Origin of the sequence: Streptomyces hawaiiensis (genome assembly GCF_004803895.1) — a bacterium.
GTDB lineage: Bacteria > Actinomycetota > Actinomycetes > Streptomycetales > Streptomycetaceae > Streptomyces > Streptomyces hawaiiensis.
This window is the reverse complement of record NZ_CP021978.1, coordinates 3,477,634-3,503,618: the sequence shown is the minus strand read 5'-3', so window position 1 is coordinate 3,503,618 and position 25,985 is coordinate 3,477,634. Positions and strand designations below refer to the sequence as shown.

Annotated in this window: 17 protein-coding genes and 1 other RNA gene; 9 read left to right on the top strand and 9 right to left on the bottom strand. The window is 72.2% G+C overall.

Translation table 11 applies throughout. The features are described from left to right. Positions 1–4 precede the first annotated feature (4 nt). The 6 genes from CEB94_RS16025 to CEB94_RS16000 all read right to left on the bottom strand — a co-directional run bounded on the left by CEB94_RS16025 (position 5) and on the right by CEB94_RS16000 (position 12,654). Positions 5–2,203, bottom strand: a complete 2,199-nt coding sequence (locus CEB94_RS16025; protein WP_175432878.1) for a bifunctional glycosyltransferase/CDP-glycerol:glycerophosphate glycerophosphotransferase — start codon at positions 2,201–2,203, stop codon at positions 5–7. 174 nt (positions 2,204–2,377) lie between these two features. Further along, complete coding sequence (locus CEB94_RS16020; protein WP_175432877.1) at positions 2,378–4,639, bottom strand: bifunctional glycosyltransferase/CDP-glycerol:glycerophosphate glycerophosphotransferase; 2,262 nt, start codon at positions 4,637–4,639, stop codon at positions 2,378–2,380. Positions 4,640–4,781: 142 nt separating this feature from the next. After that, positions 4,782–5,642, bottom strand: coding sequence for a carbohydrate ABC transporter permease (locus CEB94_RS16015; RefSeq protein ID WP_175432876.1), 861 nt, complete (start codon positions 5,640–5,642; stop codon positions 4,782–4,784). Continuing rightward, on the bottom strand, positions 5,639–6,985 hold the full coding sequence (locus tag CEB94_RS16010; protein WP_381104552.1) for a carbohydrate ABC transporter permease: 1,347 nt from the start codon (positions 6,983–6,985) through the stop codon (positions 5,639–5,641). Before CEB94_RS16010 ends, CEB94_RS16015 begins: the two co-directional genes overlap by 4 nt. 4 nt (positions 6,986–6,989) lie before the next feature. Next, positions 6,990–8,402 carry an ABC transporter substrate-binding protein gene (locus tag CEB94_RS16005; RefSeq protein WP_175432875.1) on the bottom strand — a complete coding sequence of 471 codons (1,413 nt, stop codon included), beginning with the start codon at positions 8,400–8,402 and terminating at the stop codon, positions 6,990–6,992. A 175-nt stretch (positions 8,403–8,577) separates the two neighbouring features. Next, positions 8,578–12,654, bottom strand: a complete 4,077-nt coding sequence (locus CEB94_RS16000; protein WP_175432874.1) for an FHA domain-containing protein — start codon at positions 12,652–12,654, stop codon at positions 8,578–8,580. A gap of 362 nt (positions 12,655–13,016) precedes the next feature. On the opposite strand from CEB94_RS16000, the gene CEB94_RS15995 reads away from it, so the two are divergent. The 4 genes from CEB94_RS15995 (at position 13,017) to CEB94_RS15980 (ending at position 18,150) form a co-directional block, all read left to right on the top strand. Further along, on the top strand, positions 13,017–14,708 hold the full coding sequence (locus tag CEB94_RS15995; RefSeq protein WP_175432873.1) for a serine/threonine-protein kinase: 1,692 nt from the start codon (positions 13,017–13,019) through the stop codon (positions 14,706–14,708). Positions 14,709–14,830: 122 nt separating this feature from the next. Further along, a complete protein-coding gene (locus CEB94_RS15990) occupies positions 14,831–16,078 on the top strand; it encodes a serine/threonine-protein kinase (protein WP_175432872.1) in 1,248 nt (415 codons plus the stop codon). A gap of 58 nt (positions 16,079–16,136) precedes the next feature. Next, positions 16,137–17,240: a peptide chain release factor 2 gene (gene prfB / locus CEB94_RS15985; RefSeq protein ID WP_175432871.1), complete on the top strand. Its 1,104-nt coding sequence runs from the start codon at positions 16,137–16,139 to the stop codon at positions 17,238–17,240. A gap of 289 nt (positions 17,241–17,529) precedes the next feature. Then, on the top strand, positions 17,530–18,150 hold the full coding sequence (locus tag CEB94_RS15980) for an LPXTG cell wall anchor domain-containing protein (protein ID WP_175432870.1): 621 nt from the start codon (positions 17,530–17,532) through the stop codon (positions 18,148–18,150). Between the two features lie 109 nt (positions 18,151–18,259). Here CEB94_RS15980 and CEB94_RS15975 read toward each other — a convergent pair whose 3' ends face one another. After that, entirely contained in the window at positions 18,260–18,451 is a 192-nt protein-coding gene (locus CEB94_RS15975; protein ID WP_175432869.1) for a hypothetical protein, read from the bottom strand. A gap of 290 nt (positions 18,452–18,741) precedes the next feature. Here CEB94_RS15975 and ftsE point away from each other — a divergent pair, with 290 nt between their 5' ends. From ftsE to ssrA, 5 genes are all read left to right on the top strand, one after another. Then, positions 18,742–19,431, top strand: a complete 690-nt coding sequence (ftsE, locus tag CEB94_RS15970; protein WP_003990615.1) for a cell division ATP-binding protein FtsE — start codon at positions 18,742–18,744, stop codon at positions 19,429–19,431. Positions 19,432–19,472: 41 nt separating this feature from the next. Continuing rightward, entirely contained in the window at positions 19,473–20,390 is a 918-nt protein-coding gene (ftsX, locus tag CEB94_RS15965) for a permease-like cell division protein FtsX (RefSeq protein ID WP_175432868.1), read from the top strand. Positions 20,391–20,458: 68 nt separating this feature from the next. Beyond that, positions 20,459–21,628 (top strand): S41 family peptidase, encoded by a 1,170-nt coding sequence (locus CEB94_RS15960; RefSeq protein ID WP_175432867.1) that lies wholly within the window; start codon positions 20,459–20,461, stop codon positions 21,626–21,628. Between the two features lie 46 nt (positions 21,629–21,674). Beyond that, positions 21,675–22,157, top strand: coding sequence for an SsrA-binding protein SmpB (gene smpB / locus CEB94_RS15955; RefSeq protein WP_062927167.1), 483 nt, complete (start codon positions 21,675–21,677; stop codon positions 22,155–22,157). Positions 22,158–22,255: 98 nt separating this feature from the next. After that, positions 22,256–22,644, top strand: a transfer-messenger RNA (tmRNA) gene (ssrA, locus tag CEB94_RS15950). 48 nt (positions 22,645–22,692) lie between these two features. Here the strand turns inward: ssrA and CEB94_RS15945 are convergent. Together CEB94_RS15945 and yicI are read right to left on the bottom strand one after the other, a co-directional pair. After that, positions 22,693–23,694: a LacI family DNA-binding transcriptional regulator gene (locus CEB94_RS15945; RefSeq protein ID WP_175432866.1), complete on the bottom strand. Its 1,002-nt coding sequence runs from the start codon at positions 23,692–23,694 to the stop codon at positions 22,693–22,695. Next, positions 23,694–25,943, bottom strand: a complete 2,250-nt coding sequence (gene yicI, locus CEB94_RS15940) for an alpha-xylosidase (RefSeq protein WP_175432865.1) — start codon at positions 25,941–25,943, stop codon at positions 23,694–23,696. The genes CEB94_RS15945 and yicI overlap by 1 nt, the downstream gene beginning before the upstream one ends. Positions 25,944–25,985 lie beyond the last annotated feature (42 nt).

Here is a 25,985-nt window from a genome sequence, read left to right as displayed (position 1 = left end):
TCGGTCAGCTCCTCACGAGAGTGGCGGCGGGGGCCGGGACGCGCTCCGCCAGCGGGATCACGGGCGGGATCGACTCGGGCTGCTCTCCCAGCAGCACCCGGCGCACGACGCGCTCGGCGGCCCGCCCGTCGTCGAACTGGCAGAAGCGCTCCCGGAACGCGGCCCGCAGCGAGGTGGCGGACTCGTCCGCGTAGGAGCCGTCACGGAAGACGGCCGCCAGCTCCCCGGGCGTGCGGGCGACGCGGCCGGGCGGGAGACGCATCAGGTCGAAGTAGACGCCCCGCGTCTCCCGGTAGACGTCCCAGTCGTCGGCGTACACGACGATCGGCCGGTCCAGGTTGGCGTAGTCGAACATGATCGACGAGTAGTCCGTGATCAGCGCGTCGGCGGCCAGGCACACGTCCTCCGACGAGCGGTGCCCGGTGACGTCGATGATCCGGCCGCCGCCCCGGCAGGGGCCCTGGTCGTAGAAGTAATGGGCGCGCAGCAGGACGACGTAGTCGTCGCCGATCGCCTCGCAGAACTCGGCCAGGTCAAGGCCCGACGCGAAGCCGGTGGCGTAGTCGCGGTGCGTGGGCGCGTAGAGCAGGGCCTTCTTGCCGTCGGGGACGCCCAGTTCCTTGCGGACGCGGGCGACGTCCTCGGCGGAAGCCGAGCAGTAGACGTCGTTGCGCGGATAGCCGTACTCGAGGGTCTCGTGGTCGCCGGGGAACGCCGACTCCCACATCTGAGTCGAGTGGCGGTTGGACGTGAGGTTGTAGTCCCAGCGGTCCACCCGGGCCAGCAGTTTGGCGAAGCTCCCGGTCGCCGCGGCCACCACGGGGTACGTCGACTGGTCGGCGCCCATCGTCTTCAGCGGGGTGCCGTGCTGGGTCTGGAGGTGCACGCTGCCGGGGCGCTTGACGACGGCGTCGGCGAAGTTGGCGTTGTTGACGAGGTACTTGGCGCGGGCCAGCACCTGCCAGTACTTCCGGCTGCCGATCACCGCGTACTCCACGTCCGGCGGCACGTTGCCCACCGCGTCCGGCTCCACCAGGAACACCGCGCGCAGGTGCGGGGCGAGTTCGCGGGCCTTGGCATGGATCGCGGCCGGGTTGCAGGCGTAGCCGCGGCCCCAGTACGCGCAGTACACGACGAGGTTCTCATCGAGCGGGAGGCGCAGGCCCGCCGCGTAGCGCAGGCGGGTGCGCAGCCCCCGGGGGCGGGGGAGCAGCGCGGCGGCCCGCAGCGCACCGCGGTTGGCGGCGCGCAGGGCGCGGAACGCCGTGTACGACCCGGAGGCGAGCAGCCGGTGCTGGACGCCGAGGCTGCCGCCGGGCGTCCGGTAGCCGGCGGGGCGGTGCCGCCGGTAGAGCGCGCTCGCCCGCCGGAAGAAGGCGCGGCGTCCGGACGTCAGCCGCCCGGGGTGGGCGGCCGTCTTCAGTACGGCGGCGAAGAGCTGCTCGAACAGCGGCTTCAGCCGGTCCGCCGCCCACCCCTGCTCCGTGGCCCGCGTCAGCACCAGCTCGGTCTGGTCGAGCAGCTCGGTGTGATGCTCGCCGGGGAGGTTCAGCCGGTTGCCCTGCCGGCGCAGCAGATGCCGCACGACGACCGTGCGCAGGGCCGCCACCCGCTCCGCCCGCAGGGTGACAAGACCGCCGAAGCCGACGTCGGTGAAGTGGTCGCCGGGGAAGGCGAGGCCCTGCTCGGTGAGGAAGGCCCGGCGGTAGACCGCGCTCCACGCCGGGAGTGCCACGCCCGTCAGCCGGGGGGCCAGGCCGGGGGAGAAGGGCCCGTCCGGCGTGCGGGCCAGCAGGGGCGCGGCCGGGTTGGTCGGCTCGCCCTCCCACCAGGGGGTGCGCTCGTGCTCGAAGTACAGGACGTCCACGTCGCCGGTCTCGCCCAGCCGGGCGTCCAGCGCCGCCAGCGCCCCCGGGACCAGGACGTCGTCGCCGTCGAGGAACAGCACATGGCCGCCGACCGCCGCCTTCAGCCCGGTGTTGCGCGCCCCGGCCAGTCCGGCCGACGGCGACGAGTGCACCGGCGTCACCCGGGAGTCCCGCTCGGCGTACCCGGTGACGACATCCGCCGCCGGTGCGTCGGGTGCGTCGCACACCGGGATCAGCTCGAAGTCGCCGAACGACTGGGCGAGGACGGAGTCCAGCGCCTGGGACAGCCGGCCCGCGACCCCATGGGACGGGACGACGATGCTGAAGCGGGGCATTCTGCTCTTTCTGTCAGGAGGCGGGTCTGCTGGAGTCGGGTCTGTCGAAGTCGGGCCGTCTCACACGGCGCGCGGGCGCCCCGGCCGCCCGGACGGACGACAGGAGGGCGGCCGGCTGGGTGTCGGCCGCGACGGGCTGGAGGGCATGCGGACTCCCCGGAGTGAGAACCGTGGTCAGAGGCTGTCGGTGACGGCGCGGGGACCGGCCGGCAGCGGCACCGTGGTGAGCGGCTCACGCGTCAGCGAGGCCGCCGCCGAGGGCACCGGGCGGCGCTCGCCGAGCGGAACGACCGGCGGCAGCTCCGACTCCCCGAGGACCACCCGGCGCACGACCCGCTCGGCGGCCCGGCCGTCGTCGTAGGCGCAGAACCGCTCGCGGAACACCGCCCGCAGCTGGGCCGAGCGGGAGCCGCGCCAGTGGCCGGTGGCGAAGATGTCGATCAGCTCGTCCTCGCCGCGTGCGACCGCGCCCGGCGGGACCTCGCGCAGGTCGAAGTAGGTGCCGCGGGCCGCGTCGTACGCCTCCCAGTCGTCGGCGTGGATCACGATCGGCCGGTCCAGGTTGGCGTAGTCGAACATCAGCGACGAGTAGTCCGTGACCAGGGCGTCCGACGCCAGGCAGAGCGACTCCACGCTCGGGTGGCCGGAGACGTCGACGACCCGGCCGCAGGTGCTGGTGAGCGGGGCGTCGTAGGCGTGGTGGGCGCGGGCCAGGACGACGAAGCGCGGGCCCAGGCGGCGCACGATTCGCTGCAGGTCGAGGGGATGGCGCTGGGAGCGGCGGTAGTCGCGGTGGGTCGGCGCGTACAGGATCGCCACCGCGCCCCGCGGGATGCCGAGCGAGGCGCGCAGCCGGGCCACGTCCGCCGGGGTCGCCGTCCGGAACACGTCGTTGCGGGGGTAGCCGTACTCCAGCGTGGTGTAGCGGCCGGGGTGGACGCGCTCGTGGGTCAGCGTGGTGTGGCGGTTGGCGGACAGCACGTAGTCCCAGCGGTCGACGTCCTTCAGCAGCCGTGCGAAGTCCCGGCCGCGGGCCGCCGCGGGGCGCTCCTGGAGGTCGAGGCCGATGTGGCCCAGCGGGGTGCCGTGCCCGGTCTGCACCAGGACCTGGCCCCGCCGCTTGGTCAGGCGGTCGTCGAAGCCGGTGTTGCTGACCAGGTAGCGGGAGCGGGCGAGCGCCGTCCAGTAGGCGGCCGTCCCGGGGACGAGGCGGCGCGGGCCGGGCGGGATGGTGTGGTGGTGCTCGCGGCGGGCGATCCACGCCGTGCGGATGTGCGGCGCGAGGTCGCGGAACGCGGTCTCCAGCGCGCCCGGGTTGCAGCCGTGGCCGCGGCCGTCGTAGGCGGCGAAGACGGCGCGGTCGGCGCGCAGCGGCAGGCAGCGCTGGATGCGGTAGTGGGTCCCGAGGGCGGCCGTCCGCAGGCCCCGCAGCAGCTTCCCCGCGGTCCTGGCGGCGGCGCGGTGCAGGGCCGAGGCCAGCTGGAGGGTGCGGTAGGTGCGGTGCAGGCCGAAGCGGATCAGGACGTGGTGGATCCGGCAGCGCAGGGGGACGGGGACGCCGGGGGTGCGATACCGGCGGTAGTGGGCGCGCGCCCGGCGCAGGAAGACGGCGCGCGAACCCGGGGGCAGCCGGTCCCGCCGGGAGTACACGATCGCCAGATGGTGCACCATGCGCCGGAACAGCACCGGCCGCCACTGGGCCAGTCCGGGCCGCTCGTCGACGAACGCGAAAACCCGGTCGTACTGCTCGAACACGTCGAAGTGCCGCTCGCTGGTGGTGCGCAGGATGCTGCCCTGCCGTCGCTGCCGGTAGTGCACGCAGACCCGGTCGAGGGTCGCGATCGACTCGGCGGTCATCAGCACCGGGTACGTCCACGGAGTGTCCTCGTAGACACCGGGCGGGAAGGCGAACCCCTCCCGCTCGACGAACTCCCGCCGGTAGGCCTTGTTCCAGGCGACCATCAGCAGCCGCAGCAACCCCGGCCGCTCCTCCAGACGGAACGGCGCCGGGCCCTGCTCGGTGAGCTGCAGGGCCCCCTGGTTGCGGATCGCCTCACCCGTCCAGTAGGTGCGCGCGTAGTCGAAGACCAGCACGTCCGGTTCGCCCGTCTCCTTCAGCCGGTCGGCGATCGAGCGCAGCGCGTCGGGCGTGAGGGTGTCGTCGCTGTCGAGGAACAGCAGGTAGTCGCCGCTCGCGTGTGCCGCACCGGCGTTTCTCGCGCGGCCCAGGCCCACGTTCTCCGGCAGATGGACGGGGCGTACGCGCGTGTCGCGGGCGGCGAACTCGTCGATGATCGCGCCGCACGCGTCCGGCGAGCAGTCGTCGACGACGATCAGTTCCAGATCGGGACAGGACTGGGAGAGCACCGATTCGAGGCACTCGTGCAGGTACGCCTGAACCTGGTACGCGGGGACAATGACACTGAACCTGGGCAAGAGGCCATCCATCGGTCGGCGCGGGCGTTCGGCCCGGGAACGGCCGGTGGGCCGACTTGGTTACGGTGGCTACGGCATCCGGGGGAACGCGGAAGGGGCGGACCGCCCCCGGCCCGCCCCTCCAACTGCCTTGCTCTGACCGCTACTTGACCGCGCCAGCCATCACGCCGGACACGAACTGCCGCTGGAACGCGAAGAAGACGGCCAGCGGGACCACCATCGAGATGAACGCGCCGGGTGCCAGCACGTCGATGTTGTTGCCGAACTGCCGTACCTGCGTCTGGAGTGCGACCGTGATCGGCTGGCTCCCGGAGTCCGAGAAGATCAGCGCGACCAGCATGTCGTTCCACACCCACAGGAACTGGAAGATGCCCAGCGAGGCGATCGCCGGGCCGCCGAGGGGCATCACGACACGGAAGAACAGGCGCAGTTCACCCGCCCCGTCCAGGCGCGCCGCCTCCAGCAGCTCGCGCGGGATCTCCGCGAAGAAGTTCCGCAGCAGGAACACGGCGAACGGCAGACCGAAGCCGACGTGGAACAGCACCACGCCGATCACGGAACCGAAGATGCCGATGTTGCCGAAGAGTTCGGCGATCGGAATCAGCGCGACCTGCACGGGCACCACCAACAGGCCGACCACGCCCAGGAACCACCAGTCCCGGCCCGGGAACTCCATCCAGGCGAAGGCGTAGCCCGCCAGCGAGCCGATGATCACGACCAGCAGGGTCGCCGGGACGGTGATCCACACCGTGTTCAGCAAACTGCTGGTGATGTCGTCGTTCTCCAGCAGCTTCGCGTAGCTGTCGAAGGTGATCTGCGACGGCTCGGTGAACACCTTCCACCAGCCGCTCGCCGCGATGTCCTCCGGCGAGCGGAGACTGGCCAGCAGCAGACCGATCGTCGGCACCAGCCAGAACAGGCCGACCACGATGAGGAACACCCGCACCAGCCCACCGCTGACCCCCTCGGCGAGCCGCGACCCCAGCGACTGTTTGGCCTTCATCGCCGCACCTCCCGCCGCAGCCTGCGTACGTTGAACCACATCACCGGGATCACGAGCAGCAGCAGGAACACCGAGATGGCGCTGGCGATGCCCGGCTGGTCCTCGGAGAAGCCCTTGCGGTACAGCTCCAGGGCGAGGACGTTCGCGTCGTCCTGGGCGGAGCCGGGGGCGATGATGAAGACCAGGTCGAAGATCTTCAGCACGTTGATCATCAGGGTGACGGCGACGACCGCGAGGACCGGCGCCAGCAAGGGCACCGTGACGCGTCTGAACACCTGCCACTCACTCGCGCCGTCGACCCGGGCGGCCTCCAGCAGCTCCCGGGGCATACCCGCGAGCCCGGCCGCGATCAGCACCATCGCGAAGCCCGCCCACATCCAGATGTACGAGCCGATGATGGACGGGGTGACCAGGGACGGGCCGAGCCAGTCCAGGCCGTTGTACGCCTCCTTGAAGTTGTCGGCCGGGAGCCGGAGTTGGGCCCCGTCGGCCGAGGCCGGCAGCGTGAAGGTGCCGTCGTCGGCGGCCGTCGTCGACGCCACCACCCTGCCGTCCTTCACGGCCTCGATCTTCATGCCGGGATAGCCCAGTTCGGCCGTGTCGACGCTGTTGAGCGTGCCGACGCCCTTGCCGCGCGTGAAGTCCTGCCAGGTCGTCCCCGTGACCTTGTCCGGCTCGGCCTCGGGGGCCACGGCCGCCTTCGCGCCGTCCGGCATCATGTCGGGCGCCACACCCACCAGGGGCAGCGCGACGGCTTCGCCGGTGCGCACGGGCGAGGTGGTGATGAACGCGCCGCCGCCGGCCGGCTCCAGCGGCGAGTCCCGGCCCGGGTGGGCCTTCGGGAACGCCGACGCCTGGGAGAACGTGTCGTGCACGCCCACCCACACCGCGTTCGCCACGCCCTTGTCCGGGTCCTGGTCGTACACCAGGCGGAAGATGATGCCCGCCGCCAGCATCGAGATCGCCATCGGCATGAAGACGACCAGCTTGAACGCCGTGCCCCAGCGCACCCGTTCGGTCAGCACCGCGAAGATCAGGCCGAGCGCCGTCGCGACCGTCGGCGCGAACACCACCCAGATGATGTTGTTCTTCAGCGCGGTGCGGATGCCCTCGTCGGTGAAGAGGGACTTGTAGTTGTCTATTCCGGCGAAGCCGTCACCGGACTGGTCGTAGAAACTGCGCACGACCGAGTACCCGATCGGGTACACCACGAGCGCGCCGAGCAGGACGAGCGCGGGCAGCAGGAACAGCGCCGCGACGGTCCTGCGGGTGCCGGTCACACTCTTGCGCGACTTGGGAGCGGCAGGAGGCTTGACGCCTCCTGCCGCCGTGGCCGACGTCATGTCGTCAGCCTCCGTAGGCCGCGGCCGCTTCGGTCTCCAGCTTCGCTTGCGCGCCCGCGATGTCCTTCGGGTTCTTCAGGAAGTCCTGCAGGATCTTCCACTCGCCCTTGCCGGGCGTACCGCCGAAGGCCTGCGGGGCCTGGTCGGACATGTCGAAGCGGAAGTCGTCACCGGCGTCGATGAGCGCCTTGGCGATCTTCTGCTGCACCGCGTTGGGGTAAGCGGAGTTCGGCACGTTCTTGTTCGGCGAGAGGTAGCCGCCCAGCTTGGCCTGGATCTGCGCCGCGTCGGGCGAGGCCAGCCAGGTGGCCAGGGCCTGCGACCCCTTCGAGTCCTGAAGGATCACGGCCGCGTCGCCGCCCGAGACCACCGGTCCGTTGTCACCGACCGCCGGGAACGGGAACACCTTCGCGTCCGTGCCGACCTTCATCGTGGAGGGGATGTTGACCTGCGCGAAGTCACCCGCGGAGACCATGGCCGCCTTCGGCTGGTCCCCGCCGGTGAAGACCTGCGTGACGGACGCCGGGAAGTCGGTCTGCAACGCCCCGTTCGCCCCGCCCGCGATGTAGTCCGCCTTGCCCCAGACCTGCGCGAGCGTGGTCAGCGTGTCCTTCACGGACGGGTCCGTCCACTTGATCTCGTGCTTGGCCAGCTGGTCGTACTTCTCCGGCCCGGCCTGGGAGAGGTACACGTTCTCGAACCAGTCGGTCAGCGTCCAGCCCTCGGCGCCGCCGACGGAGAACGGGGTGACGCCGGAGTCGTAGACCGTCTGCGCGGTGTTGAGCAGGTCCGGCCAGGTCTCGGGCTCACTCGCCCCGGCGTTCTCGAAGACCTGGTTGTTGTACCAGATCAGGGACTTGTTGGCGGCCTTGTAGTAGACGCCGTACTGCTTGCCGCCCACCTTGCCGATGTCCTGCCAGCCCTGCGAGTAGTTCTCGCCGAGCTCCTTGAGGCCTTCGGCGCCGAGGGGCTTGGCCCAGCCGCGGTCGACGGCCTGCTTGATGGCGCCCGGCTGCGGCAGCATCGCGATGTCCGGCGGCTGCCCGCCGGCCACCTTCGAGCCGATGAAGTTGATGATGGGGTCCTGGGCGGGCACGAACGTGACCTTGGCGCCCGTGCGCTTCTCGAACTCCGCCAGGACCTTCTTGAAGTTGGCCTGTTCCGTACCGCTCCACACGGCGGCGATCTCCAGGCTCGTCCCGTCCAGCTTCGGAAGAGTGACGCTGTTGGCGGTCTCCTCGCTGTCGCCCGTGTTTCCGGTGCTGTCGTCGCCGTCGCCTCCGCAGGCGGTGAGCGAGAGCGCGAGCGCTCCCGCAGCAACGGCTGCCGCGGCCTTGGCGGCTCTGCGGTGCTGGGGGGTCGCCTTGTCCCGCTTGGGCGACCAGCGTGTCCGGATGGTGCTGCTCGTCATGCGCATGACTGCCCCGTTCTTCGTTCCTCGTCGAACGTCGAGCGCGCTCCCGTGCGATCTGGTCTACGCCCGGGTGTGCGGGGGCGGCAAGATGGCGTCGGCTGTCAAGCGGGGGATCGTGACTCCCTCGTGACCAGGGACGCGGCCTCAAGACGCCGGTGGGGCCGGCGGCCGTCCCCGGTCACAGGAGCGACGGCACCTTCGCCGCCGCGACCTCCCGTGCCGCCCTTTCCAGCGCGCTGGCCAACAGTGCCAGGTCGGTCGGGCCGTTTCCGAGCTCCCGCACCGGACGCCGGGCCGGAGGGTCACCCATGCGGTGCCATTCCAGGGGTACGACCGTGGGGCGCAGCGTCGCCGTCCGGGGAATCCGGCCGGTGACCCGCCCGCCCTGGAACGGCGTGACCCGCCCGTCCGCGCCGGTCAGCCTGCCCCGCCCGGGCGCGGGCTCCTCCGGCCCCGGTGTGGGCGCGTCGAGCGCGACACGAAGAGTGGCCCGGCGCGCCGGTTCCGTCTCCGCCGTACGGGCGCAGGGGCCGGTGGCCGCCACCAGATGGACGCCGAGCCGCTCGCCCTCCTTGGCCACGGCCTCCAGCGCGCGCATCACCGACCCGGCCCCGGGCCGGCCGGTCGAGCCGAGCGCCGGGGAGACCAGCGCGTCCAGGTCGTCGACGACCACGACGAGCCGGGGGAGCGGGGGCGCGGCCGCCTCCGTCTGCCGCCGGGCCGCTCCGGGCCGCAGCCGAATCGTGGAACTGGACGGGGAGTCGATGTCGCCGGAACCTCCCGCGGCGGCCGCCTGGGCCTGGGCGCCACCCCGGGCCGTCGCCGTGCGCTGGGCGACCATACGGCCCGACAGCTCGCGCCCGGTGTGCCACTCGGCGAAGTCGGAGCGCCCGAGCAGCTCGGCGCGCCGCTTCAGCTCGGCGCTCAGGGACTGCGCGAACTCCCGCATCCGGACCGGGTCGTGGGCCAGGAGCAGCGTGGTGACATGCGGTACGTCCGTGCACACCCGCAGTCCTTCGCCGTGCCCGCCGCCCGCCCCCGGGCCGCCCTGGCCGTCGACCAACACGATGCCGAGGCGGTCCGGCCGCTCGGCGGCGGCCAGGGACGCGACGATCGCCCGCAGCAGCTCCGTACGGCCGCTGCCCGGCGGGCCCTCGACCAGCAGATGCGGTCCCTGGACCGCGAGGTCCGCGCAGACCGGCCCGCGCGGCCCGGCGCCCAGCACCGCGCGCACGCGCCCGCCCAGCGCATCGGCGTCGTCGGCCGCGTCCGCCCAGCGCGCCATCAGCGACGCCGGGGTGGCCCGGGCCAGCCCCAGCTCGTCCAGCAGCCGGGCCGACTGTGGCAGCGGTGCGGAGACGCGCGGCTGGCGCTCGCTCGCCGGGCCGTCCGTCCGCAGCGGCGCCAGCGCCCGCGCGAACCGCTCGGCCCAGGCCGCGGAGACGGCGTCGACGGTGGCGATGGTGCCGTGTCCGACGGGCCCGGCGGGTGAGCCGTCACCGCCGGTCCGGGCCACGCGCATCAGCCGCAGGGCCGTCGCCACGTCCCCGCTGAGCAGCGCGACCGCGCCGCACTGGCGGAAGGTCGGCGCCACCGAGCAGGCCGCCTCGTACGTCTCCGTCACCGGCGAGGCCGGGGAGGCGGCGGGCGTCTCCGCCAGGCAGACGACGTGGATCCCGGCCTGGGGGCCCTCCAACGCCAGCCGCGCGACGGCTCCGCGCAGATCGGCGCCGCCGGGGTCGCCGTCGACGACCAGGACGGTGTACGGGCCGGGGAAACCCGCTGTCGTGCCGGTGCCGGTGCCGGTCCCGTCGTCCCGGACCCAGGAGGGGCGGCGGGGGGCCGGGACGGAGTGGGCCGGGGCCGGATCGGCACCGGTGGGCTGCGGGCTGCCGCTTGCCGCGGCGCTGCCCCCCGCGACCGCGTCCGCCAGCTGGTCCTCCAGACGGCGGGTGAGTTCGTCGGTGCGGGCCGCGGCCTGCTCGCGGTCGTGGGCCAGGAGCAGCCGGCAGTCCTGCCCGTGCCCCGGGCGCACATGCGGCAGCCAGCCCAGCCAGGACCACTCGGCGGTGCGCTCCTCAAGAGGGCGGGAGCGGTCCGCGGCGATCAGGACGATCTCCAGCGTGTCGGGGGAGTGCAGCGCGGTGAGCTGGGCCAGCACGGCACGGGCCAGCCCGGCCAGCCGAGCCCGCGGCCCGGCCAGTCCCAGTGCGCCGACCTCGCGCAGCCCGGCCGTCACGGGTACGGCGGGCAGCAGGCCCGAGCCGTCCGGTGCCACCCGGTCGGCCGTACCGAGGCGCACGGCGAGCGCCTCCGGGTGGCCGGGTCCGCGCTCCCACAGCCGCGGCCCGGGTCCCAGGGCCGTGAGCAACAGCATGGCCGGGTCCGGCCAGGTCTCCGGCACGGCCGGCACCACGAACGGGTGGTGCTCCGCCGCGACCACCGCGGCCGCGTCGTCCTCAAAGGCCTCACGCGGCTCCGCCGGCTGCTCGCCGCGCCCTCCGGCCAGCCGCCGAGCCCACGCCCCGAGCCCGCCACGCCTGCGGGTCCCTGGGGGGAGGTCGGTGCCGCGGAGGGGAGTGCCTTTGCGGCCACGACCGGCACCCTGGTCCGCGAGGGACGGGTCGTCGGCACCGGCCGGAGCAACCGGCCCGCCCGGGCCCCAGGTAGGAGTGCTTTTGCGGCCACGATCGGCACCCTGGTCCGCGAGGGACGGGTCGTCGGCACCGGCCGGAGCAACCGGCCCGCCCGGGCCCCAGGCGTGAGGCCCGGTGCCGTCCGTGGTGCTGGTGTCGTACGCCGTCGCGGCGCGGTCCGGGGCCGCGTCGCCGAATGCCCGGACCCCGGAACGACCCACATGCGTGTCCCCGGCGCCGCTCACCCGCCGGCCCGCACCGCGCTGCCGCACGGCGTCGGCCGGGGCGCCGGGAGAAGCCAGGGGCGACGCACCCTGAGCGGTGTCGTGCTGCCGCGTGCGCGTTCCGTGCGTCCCGGAGGGGGTCTGCGCGGCCCCGGCGGGCCCCGGCCGCGATCCGCCGCCGGCCGTCTGCCGACGCGTCTCACCCCCGGTGCCCCCGGGCGGCACCTCGCTCCAACCGTCCCCTGCGTGGCCCGCGCCCCCCGCACCCGGAGGCGGAGCCTCGCTCCGGCGGCCCCCCGAGCCGGTCTCGCCGCCGTTGCCCTCGGGGCGGGCTTCGCCGTGGTGCCCCCGCCCTCGCGGTGTTTCGGACTTCGGGCCCGCGACTCCGGTCTCGCCGCCGTTGCCCTCGGGGCGGGCCCCGCCGTGGTGTCCCCGCCCTCGCGGTGCTTCGGGCTCCGGGCCCGCGACTCCGGTCTCGCCGCCGTTGCCCTCGGGGCGGGCCCCGCCGCCGTGTCCCCGCCCTCGCGGCGCTTCGGGCCCCGGGCCCGCCACCCCGGTCTCGATCCGTGGCGCCCCGCCCTGACCCGGCACCACAGTCGGATCGGACACGCGGTGCCCCGAAGCACCCGGCGTGCCCCAGGCGGCCGAGCCGTAGGCATGGTGCGTGGGGCCCGCAGGCCCGTCCGGTCTGGGATCCGCCCCGTGCGCGGGGGAGGCCACCCCGTCGTCCCCGGCGGGCCCGGCCACGCGCACGTGCCCCTCCCCGTCCGGCGTCGTCTCCGCCCGGCCCCCCGGCCCCCCGGCCGGAGCCAGTCGCAGGGCCGACTCGCCGATCCGCAGCAGCGCACCCGGCGCGAAAGGGACCGCCCGGGCGCCCACCCGCGCGCCGTTCACCGTCGTGCCGTTCGTGGAGTCCAGGTCGGCGACCGCCACGCGGCCGTCCGCGCTCACCGTCACCGCGCAGTGCAGCCGGGAGACGTCCGGGTCGTCGAGGGGCACGTCGGCGTCGGCGGAGCGGCCGATGCGGATCTCGCCGCCGTGCAGCAGATGGACACCGCCCGCGTCGGGCCCGGCGACGACCTGGAGCTGGGCCGGGGCGTCGTCCAGCTCGGGATGCGGCTCCGGCTCGCCCGGCGCGCCCACGGACAGCACGGCACCGTCGGTCAGCGGGGGCTCGCCGAGCGTGCAGCGCTGGGCGTCCAGCCGCTGCTCCCCGGCGTACAGCACGGGCGTGCCCGAGCCGTCACCGCCGGAGACCACCTGGGCGAGCGCCGACGCCACCGCGGCGAGCGCCGTACCGGCGGGGGCCGTGACCAGTACGTCGCTGCGCGGGGCGCGGTCCCGCGCCGGCGCCGACGGGCCCAGCGGATCTACGACGGTCAGCCGGATCTGCATCGCCGTCAGCGGTCCCTTCTGCCCGGGCGCGGAGTCCCCCACCCCGCCCCAGCACGTCGGCCAGTACTGCCAGCATCCTCGCACCTGCCACTGACAGTGCGCCCCTCGCTCCGGAAAAGGTGATCTTGATTGGTCGGCTCTGCCCGCAAAAGTGCCTGAGACATGACCCACAGGCGATCGCTTGAGATCAGTCACGCTCGTTACCGGCAACCACAAGACCGAGGTGAGCGTCTTTCCTTCGAACGAGTGTGAGGCGCGCTACGTAAGACCCACAGAAAGACGACACTCCGGTCCTCGGCCGCCCGGCACTACAGTGGGTCGGACAGGCCAGCAGGCAAGGCAAGCACCAGGGAGCGCATGACGTGCGGCCGGTAGGCAGCAAGTACTTGCTCGAGGAGCCGCTCGGACGCGGCGCCACGGGCACCGTCTGGCGAGCCCGCCAGCGCGAGACCGCGGGCGCCGAGGCGGCCGTGGCGGGGCAGCCCGGCGAGACCGTCGCGATCAAGGTCCTCAAGGAGGAGCTGGCCGGCGATCCGGACATCGTCATGCGGTTCCTCCGGGAGCGCTCCGTCCTGCTCCGGCTGACCCACCCGAACATCGTCAGGGTCCGCGACCTGGTCGTCGAGGGCGAGCTGCTGGCCCTGGTCATGGACCTCGTCGAGGGTCCCGACCTGCACCGCTACCTGCGCGAGAACGGGCCGTTCACCCCGGTCGCCGCGGCCCTGCTCACCGCCCAGATCGCCGACGCGCTCGCCGCCAGCCACGCCGACGGCGTCGTCCACCGCGACCTCAAGCCGGCCAACGTCCTGCTCCAGCAGTACGACGGGCGGATGCACCCGCTGCTGACCGACTTCGGCATCGCCCGTCTGGCCGATTCCCCGGGCCTCACCCGCACCCAGGAGTTCGTGGGCACGCCCGCGTACGTCGCGCCCGAGTCCGCCGAAGGCCGCCCGCAGACCTCCGCCGTCGACATCTACGGCGCCGGCATCCTGCTGTACGAGCTGGTCACCGGCCGCCCGCCGTTCGCCGGCGGCTCCGCCCTGGAAGTGCTGCACCAGCACCTGAGCGCCGAACCGCGCCGCCCCTCCACCGTCCCCGACCCGCTGTGGACGATCATCGAGCGCTGCCTGCGCAAGAACCCGGACGAGCGGCCCAGCGCCGAGAACCTCGCCCGCGGCCTGCGCGTCGTCGCCGAGGGCATCGGGGTGCACGCGAACTCCGCGCAGATCGCCGCCGCCGAGGGCGTCGGCGCGCTCCTGGTGCCCGACCCGGCGCCCGCACCCGTGCCGGACATGCCGGGCGCGGCCGATCCCACCCAGGTCCTCCCGCAGAACGCGGGCGCGTTCGACCCGAACGCCGCGACGAGCGTCATGCCGCACACCGGCGGCCCGGCCGGTGCCGCCGACCCCACCGCCGTCCTGCCCAGCCGGGGCGCGGCCGACCCGACCGCCGTCATGCCGCCCGTCCCGCCGGGCTCGCCCGGCCACCCCGGACAGCAGGGGCAGCAGGGCGGCCCCGAGGACCCGCACCCCTGGCAGAACCAGCTGCGCGCGGCCCGCGACCGCAACGAGCAGACACAGGTCCAGTACCTCGACCCCGGCCAGGACCCGCTGCGCCGCCGCCCCCAGCGCCAGGTGGCCCGGCCCCAGCAGCAGCAGCCGCCGCACCGCCAGGCACCCCCGCCCGGGCCCGGCTACGGCCATCCGCAGCAGCAGCCCCAGCAGTACGCCCCGCAGCCGCAGCGGCCCCAGCCGCCGCAGCGCTACGCCCCGCCGGCGCCCCCGGCCCAGCCCCAGCAGCCGCAGCGGCCCCAGCGTGAGCCCCGGCAGCCGCGGCAGCGCAGCGCCAACCCGATGCGGATCCCCGGGCTCGGCTGCCTGAAGGGCTGCCTCTTCACCGTCATCATCCTGTTCGTCGCCGGCTGGCTGATCTGGGAACTGAGCCCGCTGCAGGAGTGGATCGGCACCACCAAGGGCTACTGGGACCAGCTCACCGACTGGTTCGGCACCGTGACCGGCTGGTTCGAGAAGCTCGGCGGGAGCGGCGCGAACTGACCGGAAGCGCCCTGCGGGGTTGGTGATTTGTCGACACCTGGCGGGTGATTTCGGCCTCCACGGTGAAGGTTGCCGCTCCGGACGCGTAGTTTTAGCGACAACACGCGTCGGTAGGAGCAGCCTTGGCACGGAAGATCGGCAGCCGGTACACCGCCCACCAGATCCTCGGGCGGGGCAGCGCCGGCACGGTGTGGCTGGGCGAGGGCCCCGAAGGTCCCGTCGCCATCAAGCTGCTGCGCGAGGACCTCGCGTCGGACCAGGAACTCGTCGGACGCTTCGTCCAGGAGCGAACCGCCCTGCTCGGCCTGGAGCACCCGCACGTGGTGTCGGTGCGCGACCTGGTCGTCGACGGCAACGACCTGGCGCTCGTCATGGACCTCGTCCGCGGCACCGACCTGCGCACCCGGCTGGACCGGGACCGGCGCCTGTCCCCCGAGGCGGCCGCCGCGATCGCGGCCGACATCGCCGACGGACTGGCGGCCGCGCACGCCGCGGGTGTGGTGCACCGGGACGTCAAGCCGGAGAACGTCCTGCTGGACATGCAGGGCCCGCTCGGCCCGGGCGGCTCCCACCGCGCGCTGCTGACCGACTTCGGCGTGGCCAAGCTCATCGACACCCCGCGCCGGACCAAGGCCACGAAGATCATCGGCACTCCGGACTATCTCGCCCCGGAGATCGTCGAGGGCCTGCCCCCGCGCGCCTCCGTCGACATCTACGCGCTCGCCACGGTCCTCTACGAGCTGCTGGCGGGCTTCACCCCCTTCGGCGGCGGCCACCCGGGCGCGGTCCTGCGCCGGCACGTCACGGAGACGGTCGTCCCGCTGCCCGGCATCCCGGACGAGCTGTGGCAGCTGCTGGTGCAGTGCCTGGCCAAGGCCCCGGCCTCGCGGCTGCGGGCCTCGGAGCTCGGAGCCCGGCTGCGGGAGCTGCTGCCGATGCTGACGGGCATGCCCCCGCTGGAGGTGGACGAGCCGGACACCGAGTCCGCGGAGGAGGCCGACCGGGAGGAGCAGCCCGCCGGACCGGCGCCGGCCGGGGAGCGGGTCCGGCGGCGGGGCGCGGTCCCCCTGGTGCCGGGCGCGAAGCCGGCCGACTCCAACCGCGACACCCACACCTCGATGCGCGTCCCCGCCCCCGACGAGCTGGCCGGCGGCGCCCACGGCACGGCCAGGGCCCCGCGCACCGCGGGCGCCCCCCGCCCGGGATCGGCCCGCAACCGCGCCGCCACCCGGCGCCGCCGGGTGGCCCTGGGAGCGGGCGCGGTCGCCCTCGCGGCGGCGATCGGCGTCGGCGCCTGGCTGTCGACATCGGGCGACGACGGCAGCGCGCCACCCCAGGACACGAGGAACTCGGCCCCGCAGTCCCCCTGAGCCGTCGTCTCCGGCAGCCCGGCGATGGCCGCCGGGCGGAGCCGTTACGCTGGAGGGCGTGGCAGTCGTCGACGTATCCGAAGAGCTCAAGTCCCTCTCCTCGACCATGGAGTCGATCGAGGCCGTTCTGGACCTCGAGAAGTTGAGGGCAGACATCGCCGTGCTCGAGGAGCAGGCGGCCGCGCCGTCCCTCTGGGACAACCCCGATGAGGCGCAGAAGATCACCAGCAAGCTGTCCCACCTCCAGGCCGAGGTGCGCAAGGCCGAGGCCCTGCGCGGTCGCATCGACGACCTCAGCGTCCTCTTCGAGATGGCCGAGGAGGAGGACGACCCGGACACCCGCGCCGAGGCCGAGTCCGAGCTCACCGCCGTGAAGAAGGCGCTGGACGAGATGGAGGTCCGCACCCTCCTCTCCGGCGAGTACGACTCCCGCGAGGCCCTGGTGAACATCCGAGCCGAGGCCGGCGGCGTCGACGCCGCGGACTTCGCCGAGAAGCTCCAGCGGATGTACCTGCGGTGGGCCGAGCAGCGCGGCTACAAGACCGAGATCTACGAGACCTCGTACGCGGAAGAGGCCGGCATCAAGTCGACCACCTTCGCCGTGCAGGTCCCCTATGCCTACGGCACCCTCTCCGTCGAGCAGGGCACGCACCGGCTGGTGCGCATCTCGCCCTTCGACAACCAGGGCCGGCGCCAGACCTCCTTCGCGGGCGTCGAGATCCTCCCCGTGGTCGAGCAGACCGACCACATCGAGATCGACGAGTCCGAGCTGCGCGTGGACGTGTACCGCTCGTCAGGACCCGGCGGCCAGGGCGTCAACACCACCGACTCCGCGGTGCGCCTCACCCACATCCCCACCGGCATCGTCGTCTCCTGCCAGAACGAGCGCTCGCAGATCCAGAACAAGGCGACCGCCATGAACGTTCTCCAGGCGAAGCTGCTTGAGCGGCAGCGCCAGGAGGAGCGGGCCAAGATGGACGCCCTCAAGGACGGCGGCAGCTCCTGGGGCAACCAGATGCGTTCCTACGTCCTGCACCCGTACCAGATGGTGAAGGACCTGCGCACCGAATTCGAGGTCGGCAATCCCGAGGCCGTGTTCAACGGCGAGATCGACGGTTTCCTCGAGGCCGGAATTCGCTGGCGCAAGCAGCAGGAGAAGTAAGTTTGTCGACAAGGCAACTGTCGCGGTCAGGGCGGCAGTTGCCTTTTCTGTACCCGCATGTCTGGGTTTTACATCACACTCACAGGCTCAGAGTTCCGGCATAGCCCCCGTAGTTGGACATGGCGGCTGCAAACGCCCTTGACGTGTTCTTGAAAAATGGGAAGGGTAAAGCGCGGCATGCGTGTCTCTGGGGCGCATGTGAACCGGGGGTCTTTTATCGCAGCCGCCCCCGTCGAGCACAGCCCCGAGCGCTGCCTAATGACGATGAGCTACTGGGGGTAGCAACCACATGACGAAGAAGACACGGATCCGTGTCGCGCGGATAGCGGCCGGTGCCGTGATCGCCGCCGGTGCCTCGCTGACCGCCGCCGGTGCCGCATCCGCCGCGGAGACCGAGGACTGCCTGCTCGGCATCCTGTGCGCCGACGAGTCGCCGGCTCCGACGCCGACGCCGTCGGACATCCCGACCGAGCTCCCGACCGACCCGCCGACGGACCTCCCGACGGACCCGCCGTCGACCGAGGAGCCCACCGACGAGCCGACCGAGCCCACGGACGAGCCCACCGAGCCGACCGAGGACCCGACGGACGCCCCGACCGACCCGGGTAACGGGAACGGCACCGGTGGCGGCAACGGCAACGGTGGCGACAACGGCGGCGGCAACAACACCGACCCCGACGGCGGCACCTCCCCGCAGGAGGAGGGCTCCTCCTCCCTCACCGAGATCGGCTCGGACTCCACCCCGGCGGCCCCGCAGGCTCAGGCCCAGGGCAACGGTCAGGAGCTCGCCGAGACGGGCGCCGCTCAGACCACCTTCCTGGTGATCGGCGCCGCCACGATGATCGCCGGCGGTGTCGGCTTCCGTCTGCTGCCTCGCCTCGTGGGCGGTCGCGGCGGGGCTGCCGCCTGACGGTAGCCGCGTCCGTACGGACCGTACGTACAGCGCACGACCGAGGGCCCGGAGCGAAACGCTCCGGGCCCTCGGCCATGGATGTCCGCAGGCGGCTTCCCGCCCGCCCCTACGCGGTCTGGTGCGCCAGCAGGGCCACCGCGGCGATCAGCACCGTCAGCAGTGCGATCAAGGTCATCGGGTTCAGGCCCGCGAGGAAATTCTCCTGCTGCAGCCGCTCGCGGTTCGCGCGGCACACGGCGCAGCGGCCCTCGTTCACGGGGGACGCGCAGTTCGCGCACACCAGCCGGTCGTACGTCATGCGCTTGCCCTCCTTGCGCCGGTTCCACGTGTCCAACGTGTGGGGGGACGCGAATGTTCCCCCCACTACTCTGCCAGGTTCCTCCGGAGGGTGCGCGGCTCGCTCCCAAAGGGGTGGTCGCACAGAGTGCGCGGCTGCGCGCCGTGGGAGCCAGGCGCGCAGGTCCCCCGCGCCCCTGAGGGGCGTACAAAACGGCACATCCGCTGCGCAACCACGACCGGTGACTGCGGCCCCCTACCCGGTTCGCGTATGGTCACGCTCATCTACCCCCGGCGACCCGTGGTGCATCCGTGATCCGATTCGACAATGTCTCCAAGGTCTACCCCAAGCAGACCCGCCCCGCCCTCAGGGATGTCTCCCTGGAGGTCGAGAAGGGCGAGTTCGTGTTCCTCGTGGGGTCCTCCGGCTCCGGAAAGTCCACCTTCCTGCGGCTGATCCTCCGCGAGGAGCGGTGCAGTCACGGGCAGGTGCACGTCCTGGGCAAGGACCTCGCCCGCCTCTCCAACTGGAAGGTGCCCCAGATGCGGCGCCAGCTGGGGACGGTGTTCCAGGACTTCCGACTGCTGCCGAACAAGACGGTCGGCGAGAACGTCGCCTTCGCGCAGGAGGTCATCGGCAAGTCGCGCGGCGAGATCCGCAAGTCCGTGCCCCAGGTGCTCGACCTCGTCGGGCTGGGCGGCAAGGAGGACCGGATGCCCGGCGAGCTGTCCGGTGGTGAGCAGCAGCGCGTCGCCATCGCGCGGGCCTTCGTCAACCGGCCCAAGCTGCTCATCGCCGACGAGCCCACCGGCAACCTCGACCCGCAGACCTCCGTCGGCATCATGAAGCTGCTCGACCGCATCAACCGGACGGGCACCACCGTGGTGATGGCCACGCACGACCAGAACATCGTCGACCAGATGCGCAAGCGCGTCATCGAACTGGAGAAGGGCCGCCTCGTCCGCGACCAGGCCCGCGGTGTCTACGGCTACCAGCACTGATACCGCACCCGAGAGTCCACGGAAAGGCATAACCAGTCGCCATGCGCGCCCAGTTCGTCCTGTCGGAGATCGGTGTCGGTCTCCGCCGCAACCTGACGATGACGTTCGCCGTCGTCGTCTCCGTAGCCCTGTCGCTCGCCCTGTTCGGCGGGTCGCTCCTGATGAGCGACCAGGTCAGCACCATGAAGGGCTACTGGTACGACAAGGTCAACGTCTCGATCTTCCTCTGCAACAAGAGCGACGCCGAGTCCGACCCCAACTGCGCCAAGGGCGCGGTGACCGACGACCAGAAGAAGCAGATCAAGGCCGACCTCGACAAGATGGACGTCGTCCAGGCCGTCACGTACGAGTCGCAGGATCAGGCGTACAAGCACTACAAGGAGCAGTTCGGCGACTCCCCGCTCGCCAGCTCCCTCACGCCGGACCAGATGCAGGAGTCGTACCGGATCAAGCTGAAGGACCCGGAGAAGTACCAGGTCATCGCCACCGCCTTCAACGGCCGGGACGGCGTGCAGTCCGTGCAGGACCAGAAGGGCATCCTGGACAACCTGTTCAAGCTGCTGAACGGCATGAACTGGGCCGCCCGCGCGGTGATGGCGCTGATGCTGGTCGTCGCGCTGATGCTGATCGTCAACACCGTGCGCGTCTCGGCGTTCAGCCGCCGGCGTGAGACCGGCATCATGCGGCTGGTCGGTGCCTCCGGCTTCTACATCCAGGCGCCGTTCATCATGGAGGCCGCGGTCGCCGGTCTCATCGGCGGCACCCTCGCGTGCGGATTCCTGCTGCTCGCCCGCTACTTCCTCATCGACCACGGACTGGCCCTGGCCGACCAGCTGACACTGATCAACTTCATCGGATGGGGCGCGGTGTTGAAGTACCTGCCGCTCATCCTCGCGACGAGCCTTCTGATGCCCGCGTTGGCCGCGTTCTTCGCGCTGCGCAAGTACTTGAAGGTGTGACGCATGCCGCGAGGGGCCGTGCGGTCAACCGGCCGTACGGCCCTTCCGCTTGTCCTAGACTCACCGGCATGTCAGGTCGTGACCCGTTCTGTCAGCCCCGCCGCATCCGTCGCGGGGCCGCCCTGACATTGGTGTTCGCGACCGTGCTCGTCGCCGGCGCGGCCACGGGCGCGTTGCCGCAGGGCGAGGCGAAGTCCGCCCCCGACGAGGCCCGTTCGGCCGGTACGGCCGGGCACCACGCGGACGTCGCGCGGGCGGCCGAGGAGGCCATGGCCGACGGCAAGTCCCCGGTCCAGGCAGCGAAGCGCGCCGTCAGCCGCAGCGGGGACAGGTGGGGCGCCGTCTACTCCCGGGGCGAGTACGAGGCGTTCGAGGAATCCCTCGACGGCCAGTACACCGGCGTCGGCCTGTGGGCCCGCAGCGAACGGGACGGCCGTATCGAGGTGACGAAGGTGCGCGCCGGTTCGCCCGCGGCCGCCGCCGGGATCCGCCCCGGAGATCTGCTGCGCAGCGTCGACGGGGAGAAGACCGACGGCCGGCCTGTCACCGAGGTCGTCTCCTTACTCCGCGGGGACGCCACCGACGCCCCCGCCGGCACCACCGTCCGCCTCGGCCTGGAGCGCGGCACGCGCGCGTGGACCAAAACCCTGCGCCGCGCCCAGCTGTCCACGGACTCGGTCACCGTCCGGGAACTCGACGGCCGGGTCACCGTCATCAAGGTCGCCACCTTCACCAAGGGCTCCGGCCACCAGGTCCGCGAAGCCGTCCGGCAGTCCCCGCCCGGCGCCGGAGTCGTCCTCGACCTGCGCGGCAACTCCGGCGGCCTGGTCACCGAGGCCGTGACCGCCGCCTCCGCCTTCCTCGACGGCGGCCTGGTCGCCACCTACGACGTCGACGGCGAGCAGCGCGTCCTGCACGCCGAGCCCGGCGGGGACACCACGAGACCCCTGGTCGCGCTCGTCGACGGCGGGACGATGAGCGCGGCCGAGCTCCTCACCGGCGCCGTACAGGACCGCGGACGGGCGCTGGTCGTGGGCTCCCGCACCTTCGGCAAGGGCTCGGTCCAGATGCCGAGCCGGCTGCCCGACGGCTCCGTGGCGGAGCTGACCGTCGGGCACTACCGCACCCCCTCCGGCCGCGGGGTCGACGGCCGGGGCATCACGCCCGACCTGGAGACGGACGAGGACGCCCTCCAGCGGGCCCAGGCCGTACTGCGCGGCCTGGCGAGCCCCTCGTAATCGACTTTCCGCAGAGCCCCTCCGTAGTGCGAAAATGGTCGGCACTATGGCTAAGGAAAAAGGGCGCAAGCTGATCGCGCAGAACAAGAAGGCGCGGCACGACTACCTCATCATCGACACCTACGAGGCCGGCCTGGTCCTCACCGGGACCGAGGTGAAGTCCCTGCGCCAGGGACGGGCGTCGCTGGTCGACGGCTTCGTGCAGCTCGACGGGAACGAGGCGTGGCTGCACAACGTGCACGTGCCGGAGTACAGCCAGGGCACGTGGACCAACCACAGCGCCCGGCGCAAGCGGAAGCTGCTGCTGCACCGCGCCGAGATCGACAAGCTGGAGTCGAAGACGGGGGAGACGGGGCACACCATCGTGCCCCTGGCGCTGTACTTCAAGGACGGCCGGGCCAAGGTCGAGATCGCGCTGGCGAAGGGCAAGAAGGAGTACGACAAGCGCCAGGCGCTGCGTGAGAAGCAGGACCGCCGGGAGACCGACCGCGCGATCGCGGCGGTGAAGCGGAGGCAGCGCGGGGCGTAGGGAATACGCTGGCACCGACCCGCGTTGGTCACGTACGATGGTGACAGCACCCCACAGCGGGTGCGCGCCCCTCTTCGGAGGGATTGTCAACACAACATGGGGATGATCGGTTTCGACAGCGGCTGTCGAAGCAGGGGAAGCGTGTCGAGGAAGCGGCAATGATCTCGTAAACCATATGTCGCAAAAAATAATCGCCAATACCAAGCGCGATTCCCAGTCCTTCGCCCTCGCTGCCTAATAAGCAGTGAGTGAAGGACCCTAAATGGGTGTCAGCCCGGGAGTGTTCCCGACCCGGATCCTGGCATAATCTAGGGAACTAAACCATCGAGCCCGGTCACGGGGCTCGATGGGAAACCAAACAGTGACTGGGCCCGTCGGTGACTTGTTCGCGTGATCGCCGGGGCCGAGAAAATCGCAGCGAACTGCACACGGAGAAGCCCTGATTCTGCACCGTTGGACGCGGGTTCGATTCCCGCCATCTCCACTCATCCCATGTGGGCAAAGGCCCCGCCGCTTCCGAGCGGCGGGGCCTTTGTCATGCCTGGCGCGTGGTGGCCCGTTCCGTCAGGCGTGGGGGCAGCAGCGTCGTCCGCGGTACGGGGGTGCCGTGCAGTTTCCGCATCAGGAGTTCCACCGCGCGGCTGCCCAGCTCCGCAGCCGGCAGGGTGACGGAGGTGACCGGGCCGCAGGCCGTCGTCGCGAGGTCGTCGGGGCAGAGCGCGATGACCGACAGGTCGTCGGGGATCCGCAGGTCGAGCCCCCGGAAAGCCTGGATAAGCGGTTCCAGGAGGGGTTCGTTGTGGATGACCACGGCGGTGAGGGCGGGGTGTTCGCGCAGCAGCCGCTCGGCGAGCCGTGGGGCCGTGGCGGGGTCGGGGTCGCCCGGCTGGACGGACGTGGTCAGGCCGTGGTGGCCGGCGGCCGTGGTGAAACCCCGCATGAGGTGGTGGGCGTAGGCCGTTTCGCGGAGGTAGACCTCCGGGGGCGAGCCGACCAGGGCGACCGTCCGGTGGCCCCGCTCCGCCAGGTGGTTCACGCAGGCCTCACCCGCCGCTTGGAAGTCGAGGTCGACGCAGGTCAGGCCGTGCGGGTTCGCGGGGACGCCGATCAGGACCGACGGACGGTCCAGGGAGCGGAGCCGGGGGAGGCGGGGGTCGTGGAGTTCGACGTCCGTCAGCAGCAGCCCGTCCACCGAGGCCGTGCCCAGGGCCCGGCTCAGACCCTCCCCGGCCTCCTCCTGAGTGAGGAGCAGGACGTCGTGGTCGTGCGCGCGGGCCGTCGTCACCACCGACACCGCCAGCCGCATCACCACCGGGACGTGCACGCCGGCGCGGAGCGGCGCCGCCAGGGCCAGGACGTTGGGCTCGCCGTAGGCCAGAGCGCGGGCGCCCGAGTGGGGCCGGTAGCCCAGGTCGCGTGCGGCCGCCTCGACGCGCCGCCGGGTCTCGTCGGAGATCGGCCGCTTGCCGCTCAGCGCGTAGGAGACGGTGCTGGGGGAGACCCCGGCCCGTCGCGCCACGTCCGTGATCTTGACCATCAGCCGAGCTCCAGCGTGAGCAGGCCCGTGCCGGGCGGCGCCTGGACCTCGCGTTCGCCCGCGGCCAGGCTCCAGGCGGCTTCCGGGGCGCCGCACGTCGCCCGCAGGGTGTTCCCCGAGCGGACGACCGTGAAGGTCACGTCCCCGACCGGCACCGTCACCTCGTCGCCGGGTCGCAGGCCGTACGCCCGCAGCTTCACCCCGTCGGCGTGGTCGTAGTCCGGGCGGTCGTCCCGCGCGCCGACCGGGATCACCGCGCCGGGCCGGACCAGCAGCGGCGCGCTCAGGAAGCCGTGGCGCTCGCGCACCCAGCGCGGGCCGGTCACCGTCTCGCCGCTGACGAAGTGCGTCCACGTGCCCTCGGGGACGTAGTACGTGACGTCGCCCTCGTCGCTGAACACCGGCGCGACCAGCAGGTCCGGGCCGAGCATGTACTGCCGTTCCAGGTGCGCGCACCCCGGGTCGTCGGGGAACTCCAGCACCATGGCCCGCATCACGGGCAGGCCCTCGGTGTGGGCCGTGCGGGCCGTCTCGTACAGGTAGGGCATGAGCCGGAGCTTCAGCCGGGTGAAGTGGCGGGCCACGTCGACCGACTCCTCGTCGAACTGCCAGGGGACGCGGTAGGAGCTGCTGCCGTGCAGGCGGCTGTGGGAGGAGAGCAGGCCGAAGGCCAGCCAGCGCTTGAACAGGGCCGGGGTGGGGGTGCCTTCGAAGCCGCCGATGTCGTGGCTCCAGAACCCGAAGCCCGACAGGCCGAGGGACAGTCCGCCGCGCAGCGACTCCGCCATCGACTCGTACGTCGCCTCGCAGTCGCCGCCCCAGTGCACGGGGAACTGCTGGCTCCCCGTCGTCGCCGACCGTGCGAAGAGGACGGCCTCCTGCTCGCCGCGGTGCTTGCGGAGCACCTCGAAGACCGTGCGGTTGTACAGGTACGTGTAGTAATTGTGCATCCGCTCCGGGTCCGAGCCGTCGGACCAGACCACGTCGAGGGGTACCCGTTCGCCGAAGTCGGTCTTGAAGCAGTCGACGCCCTGCGCGAGCAGTGCCTCCAGCTTGGCGGCGTACCAGTCGCGGGCGGCCGGTGACGTGAAGTCGACCAGGGCCATGCCGGGCTGCCACATGTCCCACTGCCAGACGCCGCCGTCCGGTCGCCTCAGCAGATGCCCGAGCGCCTTGCCCTCGGCGAACAGCGGGGAGCGCTGGGCGATGTACGGATTGATCCACACGGAGACGCGCAGGTCACGGGCCTTCAGCCGGGCCAGCATGCCCTCGGGGTCGGGAAACACCCGTGGATCCCACCGGAAATCGCACCAGTTGAACTCCCGCATCCAGAAGCAGTCGAAGTGGAAGACGGACAGCGGCAGTTCACGCTCCTTCATGCCGTCGATGAAGGACGTCACCGTCTCCTCGTCGTACGAGGTCGTGAAGGACGTCGACAGCCACAGGCCGAACGACCAGGCGGGCGGCAGGGCCGGGCGTCCGGTCAGGGCCGTGTACTTGCGCAGGATCTCCTTCGGGGTGGGGCCGTGGATGACGTAGTACGTCAGCTCCTGGGTCTCCGCGCTGAACTGCACCCGGGAGACGACTTCCGAGGCGACCTCGAAGGACACCTGGCCCGGGTGGTCGACGAAGACGCCGTAGCCCGCGTCCGTGAGGTAGAACGGCACGTTCTTGTAGGCCTGTTCGCTGCATGTGCCGCCGTCGGCCTGCCAGATGTCGACGACCTGGCCGTTCTTCACCAGCGGGCCGAAGCGCTCACCGAGGCCGTAGACGGACGTGCCGACCGTCAGGACCAGCTGTTCGCGCAGGTGGTGCGCGCCGGAGGCGTCCCGCATGATGCCCGCGTTCTTGTGGCCGCTGCTGGTGAGCCTGCGGCCGTGCGCGAGGAACTCGACGTGCCAGGGGCCGCCGCGGGTCAGCCGGACCGACAGGTCGCCGGAGGTCAGGGTCGCGTGCTCGTCGTCGTACGAGATCTGTGCGGTGGTGTCCGAGGTGGTGAGTTCGAACTCGGGGCCGCGGGGCTCCCCGCCGGTGAAGTGGGTCAGGGTCAGGCCGATCACGTCCGGCATGGGGGTGTGCGCCCTGACCGTGAAGACCGGGCCGGTCATCAGGTCGCCGCGGGAGCGGACGGTCCGGGTCGGCGCGTGGATCTCCAGGGCGCCGTCGGACTCGGTGACGTCGAGGACCTGGGCCGGGTGGGCCGCGGTGACGCCCTCGCGCAGGAGCCAGTAGCCGTCGGTGAACTTCATGTGGGGGTCCCTACTCTCCCGGCGCATGACGTCGAAGCGCTT